Below are 21352 nucleotides of genomic sequence, written 5' to 3'. Positions count from 1 at the left end.
GGCTCCTCAGCGGCGACCGGCTCCTCCGTGGCGACCGGCTCGGGCTCGACGGCGGGCTCGTCGGTGACGACCTCGGCCGCGGCGACGACCTCGGGCTCGGCCTCGAGGACCGGCTCGGGTTCGAGGACCGGCTCGGGTTCGAGGACCGGCTCGGGTTCGAGGACCGGCTCGGGTTCGATGACGGGCTCGGGCGCGAGGACCGGCTCGGCCTCGACGACGGGCTGTGCCGTCGCGGCGTCCTCGTCGAAGGCGTCGTGCAGGGGCGACAGCTCCGCGGCGACGGGCTCGTCGGTCGCGAGGACCGGGTCCATCACCGAGTCGGGGGAGTCGGAGGCGTCCGCGGAGGTGCGCCACAGGGCCGGCAGGTCCGGCCGCACGACCACGACGTCCTCGGCCTCGTCGACGTCGACCAGGTCGTCGGTCTCGTCCACCGGCTCGACGCCGGCACGCCACTGCTCGACGAGCGACGGCGCCTGCTCGATCTCGGCGCGCACGGCCGGTGCGACCGGCTCGGGGTCGGCGACCTCGCTCGACGACACGACGAAGGTCGCGTCGTCCTCGACGACTCCGACGTCCGACCCGTCCGCCTCGTACGACGCCAGCAGGTACGGCTCGTGCGGCACCTCCTCGGCGACGGGCTCCTCGGCGACGGGCTCCTCGGCGGCGGGCTCCTCGGCGACCGGGACGGCACCGGCCGCCAGGCGAGCCTGGATCTGGGCCACCTGGTCGGTGAGCCCGGCGGTGGAGAGCTCGGCCTCGGCGCGGGCCCGGGCGGCCTCGGTGAGGGCCTCGTCGCGGTCCTGGGCGAGCGCGCTCGCCCGGGTCTCGGCCTCGATACGGGCCTCGGCGAGGGCGGTGGCGCGGGCCTCCGCCTCCAGGCGGGCCTGCAGCGCCTCCTCGAGCGCGCGCTCGCGCTCGGCGGCGAGCTCCAGCGCGCGGGCCTCGGCAGCAGCACGAGCCTCGGCCTGCTCGGCCGCGGCACGCTCGGCCTCGGCGCGGGCACGGGCGTGCTCGAGGGCGGCCTCGCGGGCCTGGGCCAGCTCGGCCTGGACCTCCTCGAGGGCGGCGGTGTGCGCGGCGGCGGCCTGCTCCAGCTCGGTGAGGGCGCTGGCGGCGCGGGCCTCGGCCTCGGTGCGGGCCTGGGCGGCCTCGGCCGCGAACTCCGCAGCCAGTGCCAGGGCCTCGGTCGCGGCCTTCTTCTCCTCGGCCAGGGCGGCGGCGGAGTCGTGGGCTGCTGCGGCGGCGGCCTGTGCCTCGCGCACCAGCTCCAGCTGCTCGCGGGCAGCCTCCTCGGCGAGCCGGCGGGCCTCGTGCGCCTCCTGGGCGCGCTGGGCCTGCTCGGCGGCGGACTCGTCGGCGGCGACGCGGGCGGCGGCCTGCTCGGCAGCGCGGGCGGCGGCCTCCTCCGAGCGCAGCTCGGCGGCCTCGGCGGTCTCGAGGGCGATCCGGGCGAGCTCGGCCTGCTCCAGCGCTGCCTGCTCCGCGGCCTGCCGGGCCTGGTGGGCCTCCTGGGCGAGGCGGGCGTGCTCGGCAGCGGCGCCCTCGGCAGCGGCGCGCTCGTCGACGGCCTGGCGGGCCAGGGCGCCGTGCTCCTCCGCGCTCGCGGCGGCCTGCTCGGCGAGCAGGCGGGCCCGCTCCTCGGCGGCCTCGGCGGCGCGGTGCGCCTCCTGGGCGAGCGCAGCCTGCTGGCGGGCGGCCTCCTCGGCGAGCGCGCGGGCCTGGGCGATCTCGACCGAGGTGCGCTCGGCGGCCTCGCGCTCCTCGAGCATGCGGCGGGCGAACTCGGCGTGCTCCGCAGCGCTGACCGCGGCGGCCTCGGCCATGACCCGGGCCCGCTCCTCGGCAGCGGCTCGCTCCTCGTGGGCCTGGCGGGCTGCCTCGGCAAAGCTGCTCGCGAGCGCCTCCGCCTCCTGGCGGGCAGCAGCGGCAGCGGCGGCCTGCTCGGCCTGCTCGCGAGCCTTCGCCTCGGCGGCCTCGCGCTCGGCGTGGGCGGCCGCGGCGAGCTCGGCCTGGGCGATGGCGTTGCGCTCCGCCTCCTCGCGGCGGGCGGCCTCGGCGTCGGCGAGCTCGGCACGCTCGCGGGCGGCGCGCTCGGCGGCCTCGCGAGCCTCGGCCTCGGCGCGGGCGAGCTCCTCGGCCTCGGCCCGGGCACGGTGCGCGGCCTCGGCGGTCTCGGCCTGCTCGCGGGCGAGGCGGTCGGCCTCGGCGCGCGCCTCGCTGGCACGCTGCGCGGCCTCCTCGGCAGCGAGCCGCTCGGCCGCCTGCTCGGCGGCCGCCAGCTCGGCGTCGCGGCGCATGCGCGCGGCAAGGGCCGCGACCACGTCGGCGTTCGCGGGCGCCTCGGTCGGCTCCTCGGCGACGGTGGTGTCGTCGGCCTCGACGACCGGGGCGAGCTCGGCCTCGATCTCGGCGCGGGCCTGCGCCAGCACCTCGGCGGGCCGGCGCGGGACCTCCGGCGCCTGGTCGATGTCGGGGATGCGCTCCTCGAGCATCGGCGGCTCGACCGGCTCGGCCAGCGGGCGGGCTGCTGCCTTCGGCGCCGCTGCGGGCGAGGTACGCCGCCGCAGCCGGGCCAGGCCCTTGGGGGCGGGCACCGGCGTCGGCTCGGCGAACCCGCCGTCGACGGCCGCCGCGATCACGCGCTGGCCGGCCTCCTCGGCGGTGCTGCTGCGGTCGACCACGTCGCCGCTGAGGCCGCGGCGCGGCGCGGGCTCCTCGGCGGCAGGCTGCGCGGGCGCGGCCTCGTCGACGGTCTCCTCCGCCGGGGCCTCGTCGGGCCCGGCCTCGAGGCCGGGGTCCGTCCGGGGAGCGTCGTCGTCCACGTCGTCGATGCCCTCGTCCACCACGACCACGTCCTCGATCGGCGCGGTCAGCGGGTCGGGGAGGGGGTCGGTCAGCGGGTCGGGGGCCGGCGCGGCGGGCAGCTCGTCGACGGCGTCGACCGGCAGCACCACCTCGTCCTGCGCGGCGGGGGCGATGGGGTCGTTCAGCGGGTCCGCGACGGCGGGCCGGGTGGCGCGGGAGATGATCTCGGCCCAGTCGTCCCCGGCGATCGTGCCCTGGTCGGGATCGGCGAGCGGGGACGGGGCCGGCCAGGCCAGCGGAGCCTCGCCGTTGTACTCCGCGACCTCCGGCTCGTGGCGCACCCGCGCCATCCGCGCGGCGAGGCCGCCCTCGACCGGGGCGGGCTCCTCGCGGTTGACGGCGCGGTCGATCAGCGCCGCCCAGTCCTTCTCCTCCGGCCCCTGGTCGACGACCGGAGCGGTCTCGTCGGTGCCGTCGGTGCCGGCGCCGACGGTGTCGTCCGTGTGGTCGGCGCCGTCCTCGTCGCCGTCCTCGTCACCGTCCAGGGGGGCGGCCGCTGCTCCAGCCTCGACACCCGCGTCCTCGGTGACCGCCGCGTCCTCGGGGGTCTCCTCCGCGCCGGGCACCTCGTCGCCGGCCTCGACGAGGTCCACGAGGTCGTCTCGAGCGTCACCGGCGACGTCGTCCGGCACGACGAGCGCGGTCCAGTCCACGTCCTCGTCGTCCGTCGCGGTCGCCGCGGGACCGCTGCGCGCGCCCACCCGGGCGGCGATGTCGTCGGTGTCGTCGGTGTCGTCGGTGTCGTCGGTGTCGTCGGGGTCCCCCAGCAGGTCGGCCGGCGGCTCGTGGGTCGCGGGCTCGGTCGGCGCGGGCGCGTCCTCACCGTCGACGACGGCGGAGGTGTGGCTGCGGCGCAGCAGCTCCTGGAGGTCGTCCTCGTCGAGCTCGCCGACGACCGGGGCCTCCTGGTCGTGGCGGCGCCAGAGCCGTCCACGACGTCCCCGGCCGCGCGCAGGGCGCGACTCGGCAAGCCGGGCGTCCTCCGACCCCGGCTCGTCGTCAGGGACAGAGCTCATGGAAGGTAAATCTACTCAGGGGCCACGGAGTTACGGGGAATGTTCCGAAACGTCCGCACGGCGGTACTGGACATGGGTGTCGGACGGGTCGTGGGTGAAGCCCACCTGCTCGTAGACGTGGCGGGCCGGGGCGTTGTCGGACTCGACGTAGAGGATCACCTCGGACACGCCGCGCGCGGCGAGGTGCTGGAGCCCGGCGACGGTCAGCAGCTTGCCCAGGCCGCGACCCTGGGCAGCGGGGTCGATCCCGACGACGTACACCTCGCCGGTGTGCTCGTCGTGCTGCTTGGTCCAGTGGAAGCCGAGCAGCCGTCCGTCGCGGTCGACGGCCAGCAGCAGCCCGGCCGGGTCGAACCACGGCTCAGCCGTGCGCTGGGCGAGGCCCTCGTGGTCCAGGGCCCCCTGCTCGGGGTGGTGGGCGAACGCGGCGGCGTTCACGGCGAGCAGGGCGTCGGCGTCGCCGGCGCCGTAGTCGCGGATCAGCACGCCCTCCGGCGGGCTCACCACCGGCAGGGGTACGACGGTGGGGCGTCGCATGACCCACAGCTCGCGCGTGCGGGCGAACTGCAGGCGGTCGGCCAGCGTGCGCGCGGCAGGGTGGTCTCCGTGGGACCAGGCCGTCAGGGGGCCAGGGGCCGCGGTCGCGAGCCCGGCCAGCCGGGTGCCGAGACCCCGACCGCGGGCGTCCGGGGCGACCACGAGGTCGAGCTCGGTGCCGCGGCGCAGGGCGAAGCCGTCGGCGGTCACGAAGGCCTCGACGTCGTCGAGGCCGTGGTGCTTGAGGCGCAGCAGCGCGGCCTCGTCGAGCGGCTCCGCGCCGTCGTGGGCGCTCGCCGCCGTCCGCACCGCCTCGATCGCGTCGAGCGCGGCGGGTCCGGTGAGGAGGGCGTCGGTGGGCACCCGGCGACGCTACCGACCCCCGTCGGACGGCCGGGGCACCACCCCCCGCGCCTACGGCCCCCGCGCCCGGTCCGGTGGAGGCGTTTACATGCGACGCCCCGCGCTGTAGACCTGCTCCATGAGGCTCAGGCACGCGGTGGGAGGGGCGGCGGCGACCCTGGGGGCGGTGGCCGTGCGGGACCTCGTCCAGAAGAAGCACGCACTCCGGCGGAACTTCCCGATCATCGGGCACGCCCGCTACTGGCTCGAGCGGGTCGGCCCGGAGCTCCGGCAGTACATCGTGACCAGCAACGAGGAGGAGCGGCCGTTCAGCCGCGACCAGCGGACCTGGATCTATGCGTCCAGCAAGGAGCAGAACAACTACTTCGGGTTCGGCACCGACGTCGACGTCGAGCACACCCAGGGCCACGCCTACATCAAGCAGCGCACCTTCGCCGACAAGCTGCCCAGCGACCACGACGCCAACTGGACGCTGCCCAGCGCCAAGGTGCTCGGCGGCCCCCGCGGCCGGGCGAAGGCCTTCCGCCCCGGCTCGGTCGTCAACGTGTCGGCGATGAGCTTCGGCTCGCTGTCGTCGAACGCGATCACCGCGCTCAACAAGGGCGCGGCCGCCGCCGGCTGCCTGCACAACACCGGTGAGGGCGCGATCTCGCCGTACCACCGCAACGGCGCCGAGCTCGTCGTCCAGATCGGTACCGCCTACTTCGGCTGCCGCGACGAGCACGGCCAGTTCTCCCTCGAGCGGCTCAAGGAGATGATCGCCTCGGCGCCGGTCCGTGCGATCGAGATCAAGCTCAGCCAGGGCGCCAAGCCCGGGCTCGGCGGCCTGCTGCCCGCCGCCAAGGTGACGCCGGAGATCGCCCAGATCCGCGGGATCCCGGAGGGCAAGGACTGCGCGTCGCCCTCGCGGCACACCGCCTTCCACGACGTCGACTCGATGCTGGACTTCGTCGAGATGCTGGCCGAGGAGACCGGGCTGCCGGTCGGCATCAAGTCCGCGGTCGGGGCGATGGAGTTCTGGGAGGAGCTCGCCCGGCTGATGGAGCCGCGCCAGCGCGGCGTCGACTTCATCACCGTCGACGGCGGCGAGGGCGGCACCGGTGCGGCGCCGCTGATCTTCGCCGACTCGATCTCGCTGCCCTACCGGATGGGCTTCTCGCGGGTCTACGGCACGTTCGCCGAGCTGGGCCTGACCGACGACGTCACCTTCATCGGCTCGGCCAAGCTCGGCCTGCCCGACAACGCCGTGGTCGCCTTCGCGCTCGGGGCGGACATGATCAACGTGGCCCGTGAGGCGATGCTGTCCATCGGCTGCATCCAGGCGCAGAAGTGCCACACCGACCACTGTCCGACCGGGGTCGCCACCCAGAACCCCTGGCTGGTGCGCGGCCTCGACCCGGCGCTGAAGGCGGAGCGGGCGGCGGTCTACCTGCGCACCTTGCGCAAGGAGCTGACCCGGATCTCGGCGGCGGTCGGCGTACCGCACCCGTCGCTGATCACCTGCGCGGACGTCGACATCTTCAACGGCGACTACGAGGCCCGCTCACTGGCCTCCGTCTACGGCTACAAGGACGGCTGGGGCGAGCTCGGTCCTGCGCTCAGGGCCGAGGTCCTGAAGTTCATGCACCCCGAGGACCACTTCGACGAGCGCGGCGAGGAGACCCAGGGCCGCGAGGCCGAGCGCCGCCAGGACCAGCCCGGCCCACGGTGAGGCGAGCGGCTCAGGCGTCCTGCGCGTCGCGCTCGCTGACCCGGTGGGCGTCCTCCTCGGGGCCCTTGGTGGGCAGCACGAAGCGGTAGCCGACGTTGCGGACGGTGCCGATGAGGGTCTCGTTCTCAGGCCCGAGCTTGGCGCGCAGGCGACGGACGTGGACGTCGACGGTGCGCGTGCCGCCGAAGTAGTCGTAGCCCCAGACCTCCTGCAGCAGCTGCTGCCGGCTGAACACGCGGCCCGGGTGCTGGGCGAGGAACTTGAGGAGCTCGAACTCCTTGAACGTCAGGTCCAGCGGGCGGCCGCCGACCTTGGCGGTGTACGTCGCGTCGTCGACCACGACCTCGCCGGACCGGATCACGTGGGCCTCGGGGTCGGCGGCGTCGCGGGCGGCGGCCAGGCGGCCGATCGCCAGCTTGATCCGTGCCTCCAGCTCCGCCGGGCCGCAGGTGTGCAGCACGACGTCGTCCATGCCCCAGTCGTGGTTGACCACGGCGAGGCCGCCCTCGGTCGCGACGAGGATGACCGGCACGTCGGTGCCCGTCGTACGGATCAGCCGGCACAGGTCGCGGGACCCGGCCAGGTCCTGCCGGCCGTCGACGAGGATCAGGTCCGAGTCGGGGGCCTCGAGCAGTGCGCTGCCCTCGGCGGGCAGGATCTTCACGTGGTGACCCAGCAGCGCGAGCCCCGGCAGGACCTCGGCCGACGGTTGCAGCGCGCTCGTCAGCAGAAGGAGAGTGCTCATCCTGGTCTCCTCACTGGACCCGCGGGGCGGGACCGTGTCGAGAGACCGAAACGCAACGCTGGGCCCCGGCCGGTTTTCGTGTGGGGGACGATACCGAAACAGGGTTGCAACCGGGAAGGACGAGTCCGTGAATGAGACCGAGGTCATCCGGGTCCGCTACTGGGCCGCCGCGCGCTCGGCGGCCGGCGTCGCCGAGGAGGCGGTCGAGGCCAGCGGGCCGCTGACGCTGGCCGAGCTGCGTGACGAGGTGGTGCGCCGGCACGACGACCGGCGCTTCGCCGACGTCGTCAAGGTCTGCTCGGTGCTGGTGGGCGAGCAGCCGGTGTCCTCCGGCGACCCGGGCGCGGTCGTGGTGCAGCCCGGCGACACCGTCGAGTTCCTCCCGCCGTTCGCCGGCGGCTGAGGGCCCGGCGAGAACCTGTTCCGCCCCACCACGGGCAAGCGCCGACATCCGGGACCCGGTGACACTAGACTCCCCGAGGTCGGTCGTCCCGTCGACGCCCGAACGCCGTCCAGAGGAGAGCAGTGCCCACCGAGACGACCGTGCGCCCCCAGCAGGCGGCCCGGCCCTTCGTCGCGCCCGCGGGCAGCAACGCGGTCGTCACGCTCGCCGCGATCGGCCTCGTCGTCGGCCTCGTCTACCTCGGCACCACCAACGACCTCGTCGTCGGGCTGGTGACCGTCGGCGCCGCGCTCTACATCGCGCTGCTGGCCGTGCTCGGGTCGACGCGGCTCGGGATCCTGACCCTCGCCGGCGCCTTCGCGACCGCGCCCGCTTACAAGGGCCTGGCGCCCGAGGGAGCCACGGTCACCCCGACCGACGCGCTGCTCGTCGTCGGCTTCGCGCTCCTGCTGCCCGAGATCCTGCGCGGGAAGCTGAAGCTCCCCCTGCCGTACATCGTCGGCATCACCGTCGTGTTCACGTTCGGGTGGATCGCCACCATCCGCTCCGAGCGATCGCTGGAGAGCGCCTTCGCGCTGATCTTCTGGCTGATCGTGATGACCGCGTTCCCGATCGGGATCCTGCTGTGGCGCCCGGCCCGCCGCGTCATCCACTTCCTCGCCTGGACCTACGTCGCCGGGCACATCGCCAGCTGGGCCGGCGGCATCGTCACCGGCGGCATCACGCCGCAGGGACGCCACTTCGGGATGACCAACCACCCGAACTACTTCGCCGAGGCCGCGATCATGGCGATCGCGCTGCTGATGTTCCTGTTCTTCGAGTACCAGCACTGGCTGCTCAGGACAGCGGTCATGGGTGCGGCCGCCATGTGCGGGATCTCGATCCTGTTCAGCGGCAGCCGTGGCGCGACGATCATCGTGGCCGTCCTCGTGCTGATGATCCCCATCGTGGAGCGCTCGGCCATCACCGGCTTCTTCTACGCGCTCGTCGGAGCGACGGTGGTGGCCGCGGCGCCGTACCTCCTCGAGATCACCGGCAACGCCTCTGCGATCGACCGCCTCCTCGGCGGCGGGTCCGCGTCGGGCTCCGACATCGCCCGCTCCGAGGGCCTGCGCGACGGCCTCAGCAGGTTCTGGGAGAGCCCGTTCTTCGGCGAGGGCCTGATCGACCTGTTCGAGATCCACAACAACGTGCTGCAGGCCGCGGTCGGCATCGGCATCTTCGGCCTCGTCGGCTTCCTCATGGTGATGTTCTCGCTCGCCCGGCCGCTGTTCGAGGACGTGCCCTACCGCCGGCTCTGCTACACGGTGTGGGGCTACCTGGGCTGGGGCCTGCTGATCCCCAGCCTCTACGACCGCACCCTGTGGATCCCGATGTGCCTGGCGGCCGTGTGCTGGGTCGCCGCGGCCGACTGGGGCGACGACCACCCCGACAGGGCGCGCTCGACCGCGCTGGCCGGCCCGGGCGGGGCCGACGCCGCCGGGACCACCGACACCACCGAGACCACCGACACCACCGACACCACCGACACGATGGCGAGGAACTGACATGCGGGTGCTCGTGACCGGAGGCGCCGGGTTCCTCGGCTCCCACCTCTGCGACCGGCTCGTGGCCGAGGGCCACGACGTCCTCTGCGTCGACAACTACTACACGGGCACCAAGGACAACATCGTCCAGCTGCTCGACAGCCACCGCTTCGAGCTCATGCGCCACGACGTCACGTTCCCGCTGTACGTCGAGGTCGACCGCATCTACAACCTCGCCTGCCCGGCGTCGCCGATCCACTACCAGCGTGACCCCGTGCAGACCACCAAGACCAGCGTCCACGGCGCGATCAACATGCTCGGCCTCGCCAAGCGGGTGCGCGCCCGGATCCTGCAGGCCAGCACCAGTGAGGTGTACGGCGACCCCGAGGTGCACCCGCAGGTCGAGGAGTACTGGGGCAAGGTCAACCCCATCGGCATCCGCAGTTGCTACGACGAGGGCAAGCGCGCCGCCGAGACCCTGTTCTTCGACTACTGGCGCCAGCACTCGCTCGAGATCAAGGTGATGCGGATCTTCAACACCTACGGTCCGCGGATGCACCCCGACGACGGCCGCGTCGTCAGCAACTTCATCGTCCAGGCCCTGCGCGGCGAGCCGATCACCATCTACGGCGACGGCCAGCAGACCCGCAGCTTCTGCTACGTCGACGACCTGATCGAGGGCATGTGGCGGCTGATGGAGAGCCCGGCCGACTTCACCGGCCCGGTCAACGTCGGCAACCCGACCGAGAACACCATGCTCGAGCTCGCCGAGGCCGTCATCCGGCTCGTCGGCGGCCGCTCGCGCATCGAGCACCGGCCGCTGCCCTCCGACGACCCGCGCCAGCGCCGCCCCGACATCAGCCTGGCCCGCAAGGAGCTGGACTGGGAGCCGACCGTCGCGCTCGAGGACGGGCTGCGGGAGACGATCGACTACTTCAAGCATCGTTTGAGCCTGTAGCCGCAAGCGCGGTGCCTGTTGTGCTCGCCCCTGTTGCGCGAGCGTGTCGCGGTTGGCTCCGGTAGAGGGCTGAGTCCGTCTGGCGGCAAGCCTTGGGTTCGCCGCGACCAACTCCGGGGCGCTCGGGCGGGCTGTGGCGGTGACAGTCCGGTGGGTCGGGCCGGTGGTTTCGGGGCTCGGCCGCGGGCGGCCTCGCACCTCAACCACCGGCGGCAGGGCCGGGTCGCGGCGTACCCGGACATGACAAGAGGCCGCCGCCCCCTCGGGGCGACGGCCTCTCGTGCAGGTGCGGGGTGGGCCTCAGGCGACGTCGGAGGACGGGATGGCGTCCTCGACGAGGATCTCGCGGCGGCTGCGCAGGCGCGGCTGCCGGGTGTGGCGGTCGATGAGGTCCATGACGCCCTGGTAGTCCAGCGGCTTCTTGAGGTGGGCGACGATCAGCACCGTGGAGAGCAGGACGGTGAAGTCGAGGCGCAGGCGGTAGCCGTGCAGCACCGCGCGGCAGTAGGCGCCCTCGATCCGCAGCCGCTCGGAGTCGCTGAGCGAGTCGCGGCCGACGAGCTGGACCGGGCCGGTCAGGCCGGCCGGGGTGAGGAAGCGGTCGTCGGCGTAGGGGAACTCCTCACGCAGGCACTTCATCACGGCGTCCGGCAGCGGACGGTTGCCGACGATGCTCATCTCGCCACGCAGCACGTGGATCAGCTGCGGGATCTCGGTCAGGCCGAGGCCCTCCAGGATCCGGCCCGGACGGGTGTAGAGCGGGGAGTCCGGCGGGATGTTGAGGAACCGGACGCCCTCGACGGGGACCGTCGTGCGGTTCACGAGCTTGTCGGCGTTCTTGACCATCGTCCGGAACTTGATCGTCCGGACCATCTCGCCGTTCCGCACCCACCGGCTCGACCGGTAGAACACCGGGCGGCCCGACATCAGCAGGACCATGAGGCTGGCACCCAGCAGCACGGGCACCCAGGCGATGGCTGCGGTCACGGCTACGAACAGGTCGAACACGCGCTTCGTCCGCATCTAGTACCCACCTTCCCCGGAAAGGGATCTCTCCGTCACGCCGGGCTCGGGGGATGGCGTCACGGAACGTCTCGTCGAAGGCGTCAACGATCGAAGTGCGAAAGAGATACTCCTCACGATCAACCAAATTCGAGAGTCCGCGCCAAATGTCCGGTCCACGCTCCGCGCCTCCGCGGACGTGGCGAGCACCCGGCGGGCCAGGGCCTGGTAGCTCGCGTGCAGCCGGAGCCGCCCGCGGCGCTCGGCGGCGTCCACCAGCCGGCCCGGGTAGAGCACCGACAAGGTGGCGTCGCCGCCGGCGGCGCAGCACTCATCGACGAGCTGCTGGAGCTGCTGCTCCACGACGGACTTCCACCCGCCGTAGTAGCGCCGGTCGGGGCCGGGGGCCAGGGCCAGCACGGTGGAGACGAACACGATGCGCACCGGCCGGCCCGCGGCGACGACCTGCTTGACGAACCCGAGGTCGCGCACCACCCCGCAGGCGTCGTACGACGTCCGCGGGGTCTCCGGGTGGACCGGGCCGAGCGCGGCAACGACCACGCGCAGTGGCCCCCTGCCGAGGTCGGTGACGCGCGGGGCGAGGTCGCGGGTGGAGGCGTCGACGACGTCGGCCGGGGTCAGCCCGGGGATCTCGGCGACCTGGGACGCGTCGAGCGCGTCACGGGCGATGGCGAGCACGGGCGCGCCGTCGAGCTGGGCGACCACCTCACGGCCGAGGCGGGTCTTCGGTCCGACCAGGACGACGGGAGAGCCGGTCATCGGCTGCTCCGCTCGAGGATCTCCTCGAACCGGTCGGCGCACCCCTTGAGCGCGAACTCCAGCTCGGCGAGGTCGCGGGACGCCTCGCCCAGCTCGTCGCGCACCTCGACGTCGGCGAGCACGTCGGCGGCCCACGCGGCGGCGCGGGGGAGGGCGTCCTCTGCGGGCGGCACCACGAGGCCGCCGGCGCGGTTGACGAGCGCAGCGGCGAGGTTCTCCGACGGCATCATGCCGAGCACCGGGCGGCCGGCGCACAGGTAGGACAACGTCTTCGACGGCACCGAGAAGGCGCCCGCCTGCTGCTCGAGCAGCACGACGAGGATGTCGCCGCTGCCGAGCACCTCGGAGAGCCGCTCGTACGGCTGGAACGGGAGCAGGGTCACCGGGACGTCGAGGCGCTCGGCCTCGGCGCGGATCACCTCGACCGCGGGGCCCTCGTTGACCACCACCAGGCGCACCGGGCGGCCGGCGTCGATGACCTGGCGGGCCAGGCCGACGAGCAGGGCCGGGTTGTGCTTGAGCCCCAGGGTGCCGGAGTAGAGGAGGGTCTGGGTGTCGTCGAGCTCCTGCTCGATCGCCCAGTCGTTCTTGCGGGCGACCGGCTGGATCTCGTCGAGCGGCGCCCAGTTCGGGATCACGGTGACCTTGTCGGCCGTGCCCCATTCCTCGTGGACCGGCACGAACGACGGGGCGATCACCACGACGGCCGCCGAGCGGCGGGACACCCAGCGCTCGGCGATGCTGAACACCGCCGCGACCAGCCGGAACATCCGGCCGAGCTTGTCGCCGGCGAAGGACTTCACGGCGACCGCGTAGACGTCCTGGTGCCACAGCACCCACGGACGGCGCAGCAGCATCATGCCGAGCGCGAACACGACGAGCGTGGGGATCTGCGCGTTCGACAGCATCGCCGTCTGGGCGCGGGTGCGGCGGACCTGCCGCAGCAGCTCCCAGCCCACCCGGGCCTCGAGCAGCACGCGGCGGACGAAGCGGTCCTTGGCGATCGGCTCGGTCGGCCCGACCGGGTCGAAGACGAGGGTCTCGCCGGGCTCGGCGACCAGGTGGCCCTTCCCGGACACCCAGCCCGGGCAGTAGGAGTGGGTCACCGCGTGCCCGCGCCGGGCGAGCTCACGGCTGAGCTCGACCTGGAACGGGTGCCCGGAGTAGTCGTGGACGAGGATGCGCACGCCGCTGCGGGGCCCCTCAGCCCTGCGCCCGCTTGACCTGGTCGTAGACCCAGGCGTAGGTCTTCGCCAGGCCGTCGGCGAGGCTGATCGACGGCTCCCAGTCGAAGACGCGCTTGATCTCGGTGTTGTCCGAGTTGCGCCCGCGCACGCCCTGCGGCGCGGAGAGGTCGTACTTGCGCTCGCACTTGATGCCGGCGATGTCCTCGACGATCGAGTAGAGCTGGTTGATCGTGACGAGCTCGGCGGAGCCGAGGTTGATCGGCTCGAGGTGGTCGCTGCCCAGGATCATCTGGGAGCCCTTCACGCAGTCGTCGATGTACATGAAGCTGCGGGTCTGCTCGCCGTCGCCCCAGATCTCGAGCTCGTGCTTGCCGGAGATGACGGCCTCCGCGATCTTGCGGCACACCGCGGCGGGAGCCTTCTCGCGGCCGCCGGTCCACGTGCCCTCCGGGCCGTAGACGTTGTGGTAGCGGGCGACACGGGTCTGCAGCCCGAAGTCCTCGCGGAAGTGGCGGGCCATGCGCTCGGTGAAGAGCTTCTCCCAGCCGTAGCCGTCCTCGGGCATGGCCGGGTAGGCGTCGGACTCCTTGAGGGCGGTCACCGACGGGTCGGTCTGCTTGTCGGCGGCGTAGACGCAGGCCGAGGAGGAGTAGAAGTAGCGCTCGACGTCGTACTTCTGCGCGGCCTGGAGCATGTGGGTGCTGGTCAGCACCGTCAGCATGCACAGCGCCTTGTTGTTCTCGATGAAGCCCATGCCGCCCATGTCGGCGGCGAGCATGTAGACCTCGCGCGCACCCCTGGTTGCCTTCTCCGCCTCCTCGAGGAGGGAGAGGTCGCCGACGACGTTCTCGGCGTCCGGGTGGACCTGGTACCACTCGTCGAGCGGCTTGACGTCGACCGACCGGACGGTCTTGCCCTGCGCGAGCAGGTCGGCGACCAGGTGGCCGCCGATGAAGCCGCCGCCACCGGCGACCAGGACGTCGACGTGCGCGTTCATGCAGTCATCTCCTCAGGAAAAACAAGTCTGTCTCGAACATCGCCCAACGCCCCCGCGATGTCCTTGCCAACGAGTGGAACGCCGTCTGGTCACGTGCCGGGCGACGGCGTCGGGGGTCTCAGCCCCACATTCCTCCGCGCCCGACCACCTTCGAGCGGACCTTGCCGACGAGGCCGGGGAAGCGCTCCTTCAGCCGCCCGAACTCCTCGGGCATGGACATCCGGGCGCTCTTGGCGGCGTCGCCGGACAGCTCGCGGGCAACGGCCTTCCACGCGCGGCGGCGCCACCGCTCCCACGCCTCGGCCTCCTCGGGGAGGAACGGCAGGGGAGGCGTGCCCCCGGCGCGTGCCTCGGCGCGCCAGGCGCGGCGCAGCTGTCGTGGGATGCGGCGACCGGTGGTGTCGTGGTGGTAGCGGTAGGCCGGGGCCGGCGGGAGGGACGCCTCCCACTTGCTGACCGCGGCGGCGTACTCCTTGCACAGCGCGTCGACCGCCGCGCTCTCGGTGCGCATGTGCGCCGTCGACATGTCGAACCGGGTCGAGAGCTCCTCGGGCCGGCTGGTGTCGAAGGCGTGGAAGTGGAAGAGGCGCAGTGGCTCACCGGTGCCGGCGATCGCGAACCCGTCCGCGTCGAGCGCCAGCGGCCGCTCGTGCAGGTTGACCACGCCGACGTTGTAGCCGTGGTGGCGGAAGCTGCGGGCGCGGAACAGGTCGGCGCCGACGTCCATCCACTTCTGGTCGACGAAGAGGGCGCTGAGGTAGTCGAACAGGCACTCCCACTCCAGGCGGGCCCACCACCAGTCGAGCGCCTCGACCGCGCGACGGTCGAAGCCGCCGAAGCCGAGGTTGAAGACACCGACGGTCAGCAGGTGCCCCTCGCTGACCGGGGCGTCCGGCGGCAGCGGGTGCAGGAAGTGCGGCGTCAGCAGGATGCCGCCCTCGCTGGCCTGCAGCTCGGGGAGGAGCTCGGGCATCGCGGACACGGCGAAGGTGTCCGGGTCGAGGTAGAAGACGTGCTCGCTCTCCTCGAGGAGACGCTTGAAGACGAGCGGCTTGATCGCGGTGGCGAACTCGACGAGGTCGTAGTAGGTGGCCAGCGCCAGCACCTGGCGGCGGTCGAGGCCGAGGAAGTCGGTGCCGACGATGCGCACGCCGGGGATGTCCGGCAGGTCGTGGTCCTCGGCGTGCTCGGCGTCGATGAGCAGCACGGTGAGCTCGGCGCCCTCGTGCTCCTGGAGGCTGTCGGCGAGCGCCAGCGCCTTGGGGAGGTAGTTCGTCGCGAGGATGGTGACGTAGGTCGTGCTCATCAGGACCTACCTCGCCGCCGTGCCGGGGGCAGCCGACTCGAGCGGCGCGGGCGTCGTGCGCGGGTGGCGCTCACGGGCCCACGCGATGAAGGCGTCGACGTCCTTGCCGGTCAGCAACGGGACGGCCTCCTTGACCTCCTCGTCGGACCAGTCCCACCACGCGATGTCGAGGAGCTCGGCGATCTGCTCCTCGGTGTATCGGTAGCGGATGACCCGTGCGGGGTTGCCGCCGACGATGGCGTACGGCGGGACGTCCTTGGTCACCACGGCGTTCGACGCCACGATCGCGCCGTGGCCGATCGTCACGCCGCCGCGGATGAAGGCGCGCTGGTAGACGAGGACGTCGGAGCCGATCACGGTGTCCGTCGAGGGCACCGGGTTGCCGTCCTGGCCCGCGCCGGGCATCCGGAAGTGGATCCGGAACGGGAACTGGCTGACCGTGTCGCTGGGGTGCTCGCCGCCGAGCATGACGATCGCGGTCTCCGACAGCGGGCTGTACTTGCCCACGACGAGCTTGCTGTCCTCGTGCTCGTAGTACTTGATGATCGGCAGGCTGTAGCAGTGCGCGCCGATCTCGAGGCGGCCGGCGCGCCTGAGCCGGTTCACCACGGCGAGGTTGGAGCCGACCACGGCGTCGTGGCCGCGCAGCAGAGCGTGCTTGAGCCAGCGCAGGAAGTACATGAGCAAGTTCGCTCACCCTTTCGGGATCGAGGACGCCGTCGTGGGGGTGTGCGTCCGCGCTCCTACCAACGTAAAGGAGGCTGACGGGTCACGCAGGCGAACGGTTCTCGCTGCCGGGCGGGCCCCCGGCCGTGGCGCCGGCCGGGCCGGTGTCCTCGGCTCCGCTGGTGCCTCCGTCCCCCGTGGTGCCACCGGTGCCCTCAGGGTCTCCGGCCGGGCCGCGGACCGCGCTGACCGCGATCCACCAGGCGACGGCGGCGACGGCCTGCCCGGCGGCCGTGCCCCAGTAGGCGCCGACGGCGCCGTCGACGAACACGCCGACGACACCGAGCGCGACGATGCCGAAGGTCGCGGTGATGTCGAGGCGCACCACGGTGCTGATCCGGCGCATGCCGGTGAGGTGGGCCCGCGGGCCGACGATGAGGCCGAGGCAGAGGATCTGGACGCAGGCCGGCACGAGCAGCGGCTCGGTCGCCTCCCACGTGTCGCTGAGGATGATCCGGCCGACCGAGTCCGGCACGACCAGCAGCAGGGCGCCGTTGACCGCGCCGATCGCGGTGGCGATGAGCGTCGTGCGCCGCAGGGTGCCCGACGGCGGACCGTCCTTGCCGGCGTTGGCCACCTCCGCGACGCCGGCGGCGACGGCCGCGGTCTGGAAGGTGACGTAGGGGCGGATCAGCAGCAGCGCGCCGCGCACGGCACCGAGGGCGCGCGCACCGGCGACCGCCGCGACGATGACGGAGAACCCGGCGGCGGCGCCCTGGAGCGCGGTGAACGACATCAGGAAGCGCCACGAGTACGGCCAGCGCTCACGCAGCCAGGCCAGGCCGCCACGTGCGGGCGGCCCGTGCTGGACGAAGACCAGCGTCGCCGCGGTGGCACCGGTGCCGACCCAGGCGACCACGAACCACAGCAGGGTCACCTCGTCGAGCAGCACGAGGGTCGTCATGGCCACCGCGATCAGCACCAGCCAGACGGTGTCGAGGACCAGCGAGTACGACGGCCGCTGCGTCGCGAAGCCGAGGTAGCGGCCCAGGTCGTGCAGCAGCAGGGCGGGGATGCCGATCGCGACGACCAGCGATTCCGCGGCGAGCGGCAGGTCGGTCACGAAGAGCACGAGCGCGACGACCGCGAACGCCACGCCCATCGCCGTACCCACGATCAGGGCGGCGCCGATCGGCGCCCCCGGCCGCTCGCGGGCGTCGTCGGGGTGGACCATCACCGGGTCGCCGACGAGCGAGCGCGTCACGCCCAGCCCGACCGACAAGATGATGATCAGCAGGCCGAAGTAGCCGAAGGCCTCCACGCCGAGCAGGTGGGCCGAGAGCAGCGCGACGATGACGTTCGAGGCTCCGGAGATGATCTGGTCGATGGTGATGAGGCTCAACCGTCGACCGGCGCCGTCGTGCAACGTGTCCCCTCGCGGTCGGAATGGTGGCCGCGCGGTGCCCGCGGCGGGCTGCGGCTGGGCTGCCGGTTCCCGCTTTACTCTACGAGCGGGCGGCCAAAGGGCTACGGTGTCGGCCGGTGTCCCGGTGACGAGAAGGAAGCACAACCCATGTCGACCTCCCTCGACCCACGCGAGTGGGCCGCACGTACCGTCAACTGGCCGCCGGCCCGCACGGCCGTCAAGCGCGCGGTGCACCTCGCCGCCCGCGGACGCGGTCGCGTGCTGACTGCGCGCGACGCGGTCCCGGACCCCGGCACGATCATCGCCGCTGGCCCGCAGAAGGCCGGCAGCCAGTGGATCAAGGCGCTCTTCGACCACCCGGTCGTGCGCGCGCAGACCGGCCTGCTGACCCTGCCGCAGCTCGACTACGAGCTCACCCCGCCGCGCAACGGCTTCCCGGCGGGCACCTACGTGCCCGGCTTCTACGGCACCTACCAGGACTACCTCGCGCTGCCGAAGCGCCACCCGCACAAGGTGGTCTACCTGGGCCGCGACCCGCGCAACGTCGTCGTGTCCGGCTACTGGTCGGCCGTCGAGACGCACCGGCCCACCCACCTCGAGGAGGCCGAGCGGCTGCGCCTGGAGCTGAAGCAGATGTCGATGGACGAGGCGCTGCTGAGGATCATCTCGCTGTGTGGCGGCCACTTCGCCGCCATGGCCTCCTGGGTCGGCGCCGACGACCCGGACGTCGCCCGCTTCCGCCTCGAGGACGTCGCCCGCGACTCCGAGGCCGTCGTGCGGGCGATGCTCGAGCACTGCGGCATCGAGCTGTCCGAGGCCGACCTGGCCACCCTGCTGCGCGACACGTCCAAGGACGCGCTGCGCGCCAAGGACCTCGCCCAGCGCAGCCCGGACAGCGAGTCGCACTACCGCAGCCGCGCCTCGCGCTACCAGGACGTGTTCAAGCCCGAGCACCACAAGGCGATCGAGGAGGTCGCCCCCGGCCTGGTCGAGCTGCTGGGCTACGAGCCGGCCTGAGCCGCCTGGTCGCGGGCCGGCCGGGCGTCGTACCTGCTGGCCGGTTCCCGGGGTGGTGGCCCTTGCCGTGGTCGACCGGGTCGGGAATCACCACGGAAGCGGTGATTCTTGCGACGCATGGGACAGGTGTGACCGTCCGCGTCGCGCCTCGTGCAGCGCGGACTTCCTGACCGCTCCTGGCACTTCCTGACCGTTGCAACGGTCAGGAAGCGCAGGAATCACCTCTGGAGAGGTGATTCCCGACCCCGCCAGGCCCGGGCCGAGCGCCCCTACCCCTCCAGCGCACCCCGGGTACGACGGATGGTGCGCTCCCACGTGAACGTCTCCGCCCACTCCCGGGCAGCGGCCAGCTCCGCCTCGTCCATCGACCCGGCCCGCAGCACGGCCTCGGCGAGCGCGGCGGGGGTCCAGTCGGCCATCACGGTCGCGTGGCCGCCGGCGACCTCGAGGCAGGCGGGCTCGGGGCCGATGACCACGGGCTTGCCGAGCGCCATCCCCTCGACGGTCGGCAGGCCGAAGCCCTCGAAGTCGCTCGGGAAGACCACCATCCGGGCGGAGGCGATCACCTGCTGGAACTCGTCGTCCGGCAGGAAGGGCGCCAGCTCCACGACGTGGGCGATTCCGCGCTCCTCGATCGCCGCCTGCAGGGCGGGCCTGCGGGCGTTGCCGACGCCGAGCACGAGCAACGGGGGTGCGTCCGCGCCGCGGGCGACGAGGTCGGCCCAGGCGTCGAGCAGCAGGTCGGGGTTCTTGTTCGTGTGGTGCGCGAAGGACACCGCCGGGCCGGTGCGGTCCGGCGCGGGCCAGTCGCGCACGTGGTCGGCGCCGAGGTGGGCGACCACCGCGGGCTTGCGGGCGGTCGACGGGTGCAGGCGGTGCAGGTCGTCGAGGCTGCGCTGCGAGATCGCGACGAAGGCGTCCGCCATCTGGTAGGTCCGGCCGTAGGAGACCGCGCGGATCAGCCGCCGGCCGCGGCTGAACTGCTCGGGCCGCAGCTCGTGGCGCAGGTCGAGGATGATCGTCGCGAGCCGCCCGGGGCCCAGCGAGAGGACCGAGGTCGTCGGGGCGGTGGCCAGCACCGCGTCCGGGCGCAGGCGTCGCGCGAGCGAGCGCATCCGCGTGGTCTGCGCCCACGGCCGCCCGACGACGTACGGGCGCGGCACGGGGAGCTTGTGCAGCGTGTGCGGCGTGCCCGCGCCGATCGAGGAGTCGGCGGGCACGGCGACGTGGAGCTCGTCGTCGGGGTAGACGTCGTGCCACTGCGCCAGCACCGCGTCGACGAGGGTCCGGATGCCGCCGAACTCGGCGGCCATCGCGTCGATGAGGATCTTCATCGCAGCAGCCCGCGCCGCGGGCTCAGCCCTCCCGCTTGTGGGCGACCAGCCGGCCGAGCTGGTCGATGTCGGCGTCGACCATCAGCTCGGCCAGGCCCTTGGCGTCGGTGCTGGGCTTCCAGCCGAGCACCTCGCGTGCCTTGGACGCGTCGCCGATGAGCGCGTCGACCTCGGTCGGGCGCTCGTAGGACTGGTCGTAGCGGACGTGGTCCTCCCAGTTGAGGCCGGCGTGGCTGAAGGCGTACTCGCAGAACTCCCGCACGGTCGTGCCGATGCCGGTGGCGAGCACGTAGTCCTGCGGCTCGTCGTGCTGCAGCATCCGCCACATGCCCTCGACGTACTCCTTGGCGTAGCCCCAGTCGCGGACCGCGTCGAGGTTGCCCAGGGTGAGGTGGTCGGTGATGCCGAGCTTGATCGACGCGACGCCGAGGGTGATCTTGCGGGTCACGAACGACTCGCCACGGCGCGGCGACTCGTGGTTGAAGAGGATGCCGGAGACGGCGAAGAGGTCGTAGGCCTCGCGGTAGTTCACCGTCACCCAGTGCGAGTAGAGCTTGGCGGCGCCGTACGGCGAGCGCGGGTAGAACACCGTGCGCTCGTCCTGCGGCGGCGGGGTGGCGCCGAACATCTCCGACGTGGACGCCTGGTAGAACCGGCAGTCGATCCCGGACGCCCGGATCGCCTCGAGCAGGCGCAGCGTGCCGACCGCGTCGGTGTTCGCGGTGTACTCGGGGAGCTCGAAGGACACCTTCACGTGGCTCTGCGCGCCGAGGTTGTAGACCTCGTGCGGCTCGATGTCGCGCACCAGGTTCACCAGGCTCACGCCGTCGGTGAGGTCGCCGTAGTGCAGGTGCAGGTCGGGTGTGCCGCCCAGGTGGTCGATCCGCGACCGGTTGAGCGTGGAGTGGCGCCGGACCAGGCCGTGCACCTCGTAGCCCTTCTCGAGGAGGAGCTCGGCCAGGTAGGAACCGTCCTGCCCGGTGATGCCGGTGATCAGCGCGCGCTTCATGGGCGGTGACCCTAGCGCGAGGTCGCCGGACTTTTCCGGCCGTCCGCAGGTTCGACGCTCAGGACTTCTCCATCCAGCGCCTGACCTCGGCCTCGATCTGCGCCTGGCGGCCCTCGCGGTGGAAGAACTTCAGCCGCTCCGGCAGCTCGCGCACCGGCTCCGCCGGGTTGCCGCGGTAGAGGGTCAGCTCGGCGTTCAGCTTGGTGGCCACCACCGAGCCGGCGGACACGATCGAGCGCGCCGGCACGTTCGTGCCGCTCTGCAGCGTGCAGCCCGACATCAGCACGCCGTAGTCGCCGAGGGTCACCTTGCTGCTCCCGAACCGGTCGGTGACCAGGTTGAGGTTGTGGGTCAGGATCGCCGAGCGGAAGCCCGCGATCGCCGCCTGCTTGCCCAGCTCGATCCGGTCGGTGACGTCGAGGTCGTGCGCAGTGGTGATCACGGCGTACTCGCCCATCACCAGCGACGGGTCGCGCCGCGGGTCGGAGTAGATCCCGGACGACG

The 21352-nt window shown here is 72.8% G+C and carries 18 protein-coding genes; 5 read left to right on the top strand and 13 right to left on the bottom strand.

The genetic code is table 11. The features are described 5' to 3' along the window. Window positions 1-3881 (bottom strand): hypothetical protein (locus tag L615_RS20070; RefSeq protein ID WP_396954778.1); only part of this gene is annotated, 3881 nt, incomplete at its 3' end. Between the two features lie 30 nt (window positions 3882-3911). Next, entirely contained in the window at window positions 3912-4781 is an 870-nt protein-coding gene (gene mshD / locus L615_RS20065; RefSeq protein WP_261376781.1) for a mycothiol synthase, read from the bottom strand. Between the two features lie 118 nt (window positions 4782-4899). On the opposite strand from mshD, the gene L615_RS20060 reads away from it, so the two are divergent. Then, window positions 4900-6492: an FMN-binding glutamate synthase family protein gene (locus tag L615_RS20060; protein ID WP_145726252.1), complete on the top strand. Its 1593-nt coding sequence runs from the start codon at window positions 4900-4902 to the stop codon at window positions 6490-6492. Window positions 6493-6502: 10 nt separating this feature from the next. On the opposite strand, the gene L615_RS20055 is transcribed toward L615_RS20060, so the two are convergent. Then, window positions 6503-7237, bottom strand: coding sequence for a response regulator transcription factor (locus L615_RS20055; protein WP_145726251.1), 735 nt, complete (start codon window positions 7235-7237; stop codon window positions 6503-6505). A 127-nt stretch (window positions 7238-7364) separates the two neighbouring features. On the opposite strand from L615_RS20055, the gene L615_RS20050 reads away from it, so the two are divergent. The 3 genes from L615_RS20050 (at window position 7365) to L615_RS20040 (ending at window position 10124) form a co-directional block, all read left to right on the top strand. Next, a complete protein-coding gene (locus L615_RS20050) occupies window positions 7365-7640 on the top strand; it encodes a MoaD/ThiS family protein (RefSeq protein WP_145726250.1) in 276 nt (91 codons plus the stop codon). A gap of 122 nt (window positions 7641-7762) precedes the next feature. Continuing rightward, on the top strand, window positions 7763-9187 hold the full coding sequence (locus L615_RS20045; protein WP_145726249.1) for an O-antigen ligase: 1425 nt from the start codon (window positions 7763-7765) through the stop codon (window positions 9185-9187). Window position 9188: 1 nt separating this feature from the next. Next, complete coding sequence (locus tag L615_RS20040; RefSeq protein WP_028654714.1) at window positions 9189-10124, top strand: UDP-glucuronic acid decarboxylase family protein; 936 nt, start codon at window positions 9189-9191, stop codon at window positions 10122-10124. Window positions 10125-10424: 300 nt separating this feature from the next. Here the strand turns inward: L615_RS20040 and L615_RS20035 are convergent, their stop codons facing one another. The 7 genes from L615_RS20035 to L615_RS20005 all read right to left on the bottom strand — a co-directional run bounded on the left by L615_RS20035 (window position 10425) and on the right by L615_RS20005 (window position 17464). Further along, entirely contained in the window at window positions 10425-11147 is a 723-nt protein-coding gene (locus L615_RS20035; protein ID WP_145726248.1) for a sugar transferase, read from the bottom strand. Then, entirely contained in the window at window positions 11148-11906 is a 759-nt protein-coding gene (locus L615_RS20030) for a hypothetical protein (RefSeq protein WP_145726247.1), read from the bottom strand. Continuing rightward, window positions 11903-13093, bottom strand: coding sequence for a glycosyltransferase family 4 protein (locus L615_RS20025; protein ID WP_028654711.1), 1191 nt, complete (start codon window positions 13091-13093; stop codon window positions 11903-11905). The genes L615_RS20030 and L615_RS20025 overlap by 4 nt, the downstream gene beginning before the upstream one ends. Before the next feature lie 16 nt (window positions 13094-13109). Then, window positions 13110-14090 carry an NAD-dependent epimerase/dehydratase family protein gene (locus L615_RS20020; protein WP_028654710.1) on the bottom strand — a complete coding sequence of 327 codons (981 nt, stop codon included), beginning with the start codon at window positions 14088-14090 and terminating at the stop codon, window positions 13110-13112. A gap of 118 nt (window positions 14091-14208) precedes the next feature. Then, window positions 14209-15396, bottom strand: coding sequence for a hypothetical protein (locus tag L615_RS20015; protein ID WP_145726246.1), 1188 nt, complete (start codon window positions 15394-15396; stop codon window positions 14209-14211). 6 nt (window positions 15397-15402) lie between these two features. Continuing rightward, window positions 15403-16077, bottom strand: coding sequence for a CatB-related O-acetyltransferase (locus L615_RS24620; protein ID WP_051485499.1), 675 nt, complete (start codon window positions 16075-16077; stop codon window positions 15403-15405). 88 nt (window positions 16078-16165) lie between these two features. Then, entirely contained in the window at window positions 16166-17464 is a 1299-nt protein-coding gene (locus L615_RS20005) for a hypothetical protein (RefSeq protein WP_028654708.1), read from the bottom strand. A gap of 171 nt (window positions 17465-17635) precedes the next feature. Between L615_RS20005 and L615_RS20000 the strand changes: the two genes are divergently transcribed. After that, the gene (locus L615_RS20000; protein ID WP_028654707.1) at window positions 17636-18505 is read left to right on the top strand and encodes a sulfotransferase domain-containing protein; all 870 of its coding nucleotides are present in this window, start codon (window positions 17636-17638) and stop codon (window positions 18503-18505) included. Window positions 18506-18774: 269 nt separating this feature from the next. Here the strand turns inward: L615_RS20000 and L615_RS19995 are convergent, their stop codons facing one another. The 3 genes from L615_RS19995 to L615_RS23560 form a co-directional block, all read right to left on the bottom strand. After that, the gene (locus L615_RS19995) at window positions 18775-19839 is read right to left on the bottom strand and encodes a glycosyltransferase (protein ID WP_028654706.1); all 1065 of its coding nucleotides are present in this window, start codon (window positions 19837-19839) and stop codon (window positions 18775-18777) included. Between the two features lie 22 nt (window positions 19840-19861). After that, a complete protein-coding gene (gene gmd, locus L615_RS19990; protein WP_028654705.1) occupies window positions 19862-20848 on the bottom strand; it encodes a GDP-mannose 4,6-dehydratase in 987 nt (328 codons plus the stop codon). Between the two features lie 58 nt (window positions 20849-20906). Further along, window positions 20907-21352 (bottom strand): hypothetical protein (locus tag L615_RS23560; protein WP_222430634.1); only part of this gene is annotated, 446 nt, incomplete at its 5' end.

The sequence above is a fragment of the Nocardioides sp. J9 genome (genome assembly GCF_007829375.1).
Taxonomy (GTDB): Bacteria; Actinomycetota; Actinomycetes; order Propionibacteriales; family Nocardioidaceae; genus Nocardioides.
The sequence above is the reverse complement of the archived record's forward strand: the minus strand, read 5'-3'. Positions and strand labels throughout refer to the sequence as shown.

Excerpts from the sequence above, each read along its gene's own strand:
- gmd (WP_028654705.1), bottom strand. The coding sequence starts at position 20,848 with ATGAAGCGCGCGCTGATCACCGGCATCACCGGGCAGGACGGTTCCTAC.
- L615_RS20015 (WP_145726246.1), bottom strand. The coding sequence starts at position 15,396 with ATGAGCACGACCTACGTCACCATCCTCGCGACGAACTACCTCCCCAAG.
- L615_RS20040 (WP_028654714.1), top strand. The coding sequence starts at position 9,189 with ATGCGGGTGCTCGTGACCGGAGGCGCCGGGTTCCTCGGCTCCCACCTC.
- L615_RS20030 (WP_145726247.1), bottom strand. The coding sequence starts at position 11,906 with ATGACCGGCTCTCCCGTCGTCCTGGTCGGACCGAAGACCCGCCTCGGC.
- L615_RS20035 (WP_145726248.1), bottom strand. The coding sequence starts at position 11,147 with ATGCGGACGAAGCGCGTGTTCGACCTGTTCGTAGCCGTGACCGCAGCC.
- L615_RS19995 (WP_028654706.1), bottom strand. The coding sequence starts at position 19,839 with ATGAAGATCCTCATCGACGCGATGGCCGCCGAGTTCGGCGGCATCCGG.
- L615_RS20020 (WP_028654710.1), bottom strand. The coding sequence starts at position 14,090 with ATGAACGCGCACGTCGACGTCCTGGTCGCCGGTGGCGGCGGCTTCATC.
- L615_RS20055 (WP_145726251.1), bottom strand. The coding sequence starts at position 7,237 with ATGAGCACTCTCCTTCTGCTGACGAGCGCGCTGCAACCGTCGGCCGAG.
- L615_RS20060 (WP_145726252.1), top strand. The coding sequence starts at position 4,900 with ATGAGGCTCAGGCACGCGGTGGGAGGGGCGGCGGCGACCCTGGGGGCG.
- L615_RS24620 (WP_051485499.1), bottom strand. The coding sequence starts at position 16,077 with ATGTACTTCCTGCGCTGGCTCAAGCACGCTCTGCTGCGCGGCCACGAC.
- L615_RS20000 (WP_028654707.1), top strand. The coding sequence starts at position 17,636 with ATGTCGACCTCCCTCGACCCACGCGAGTGGGCCGCACGTACCGTCAAC.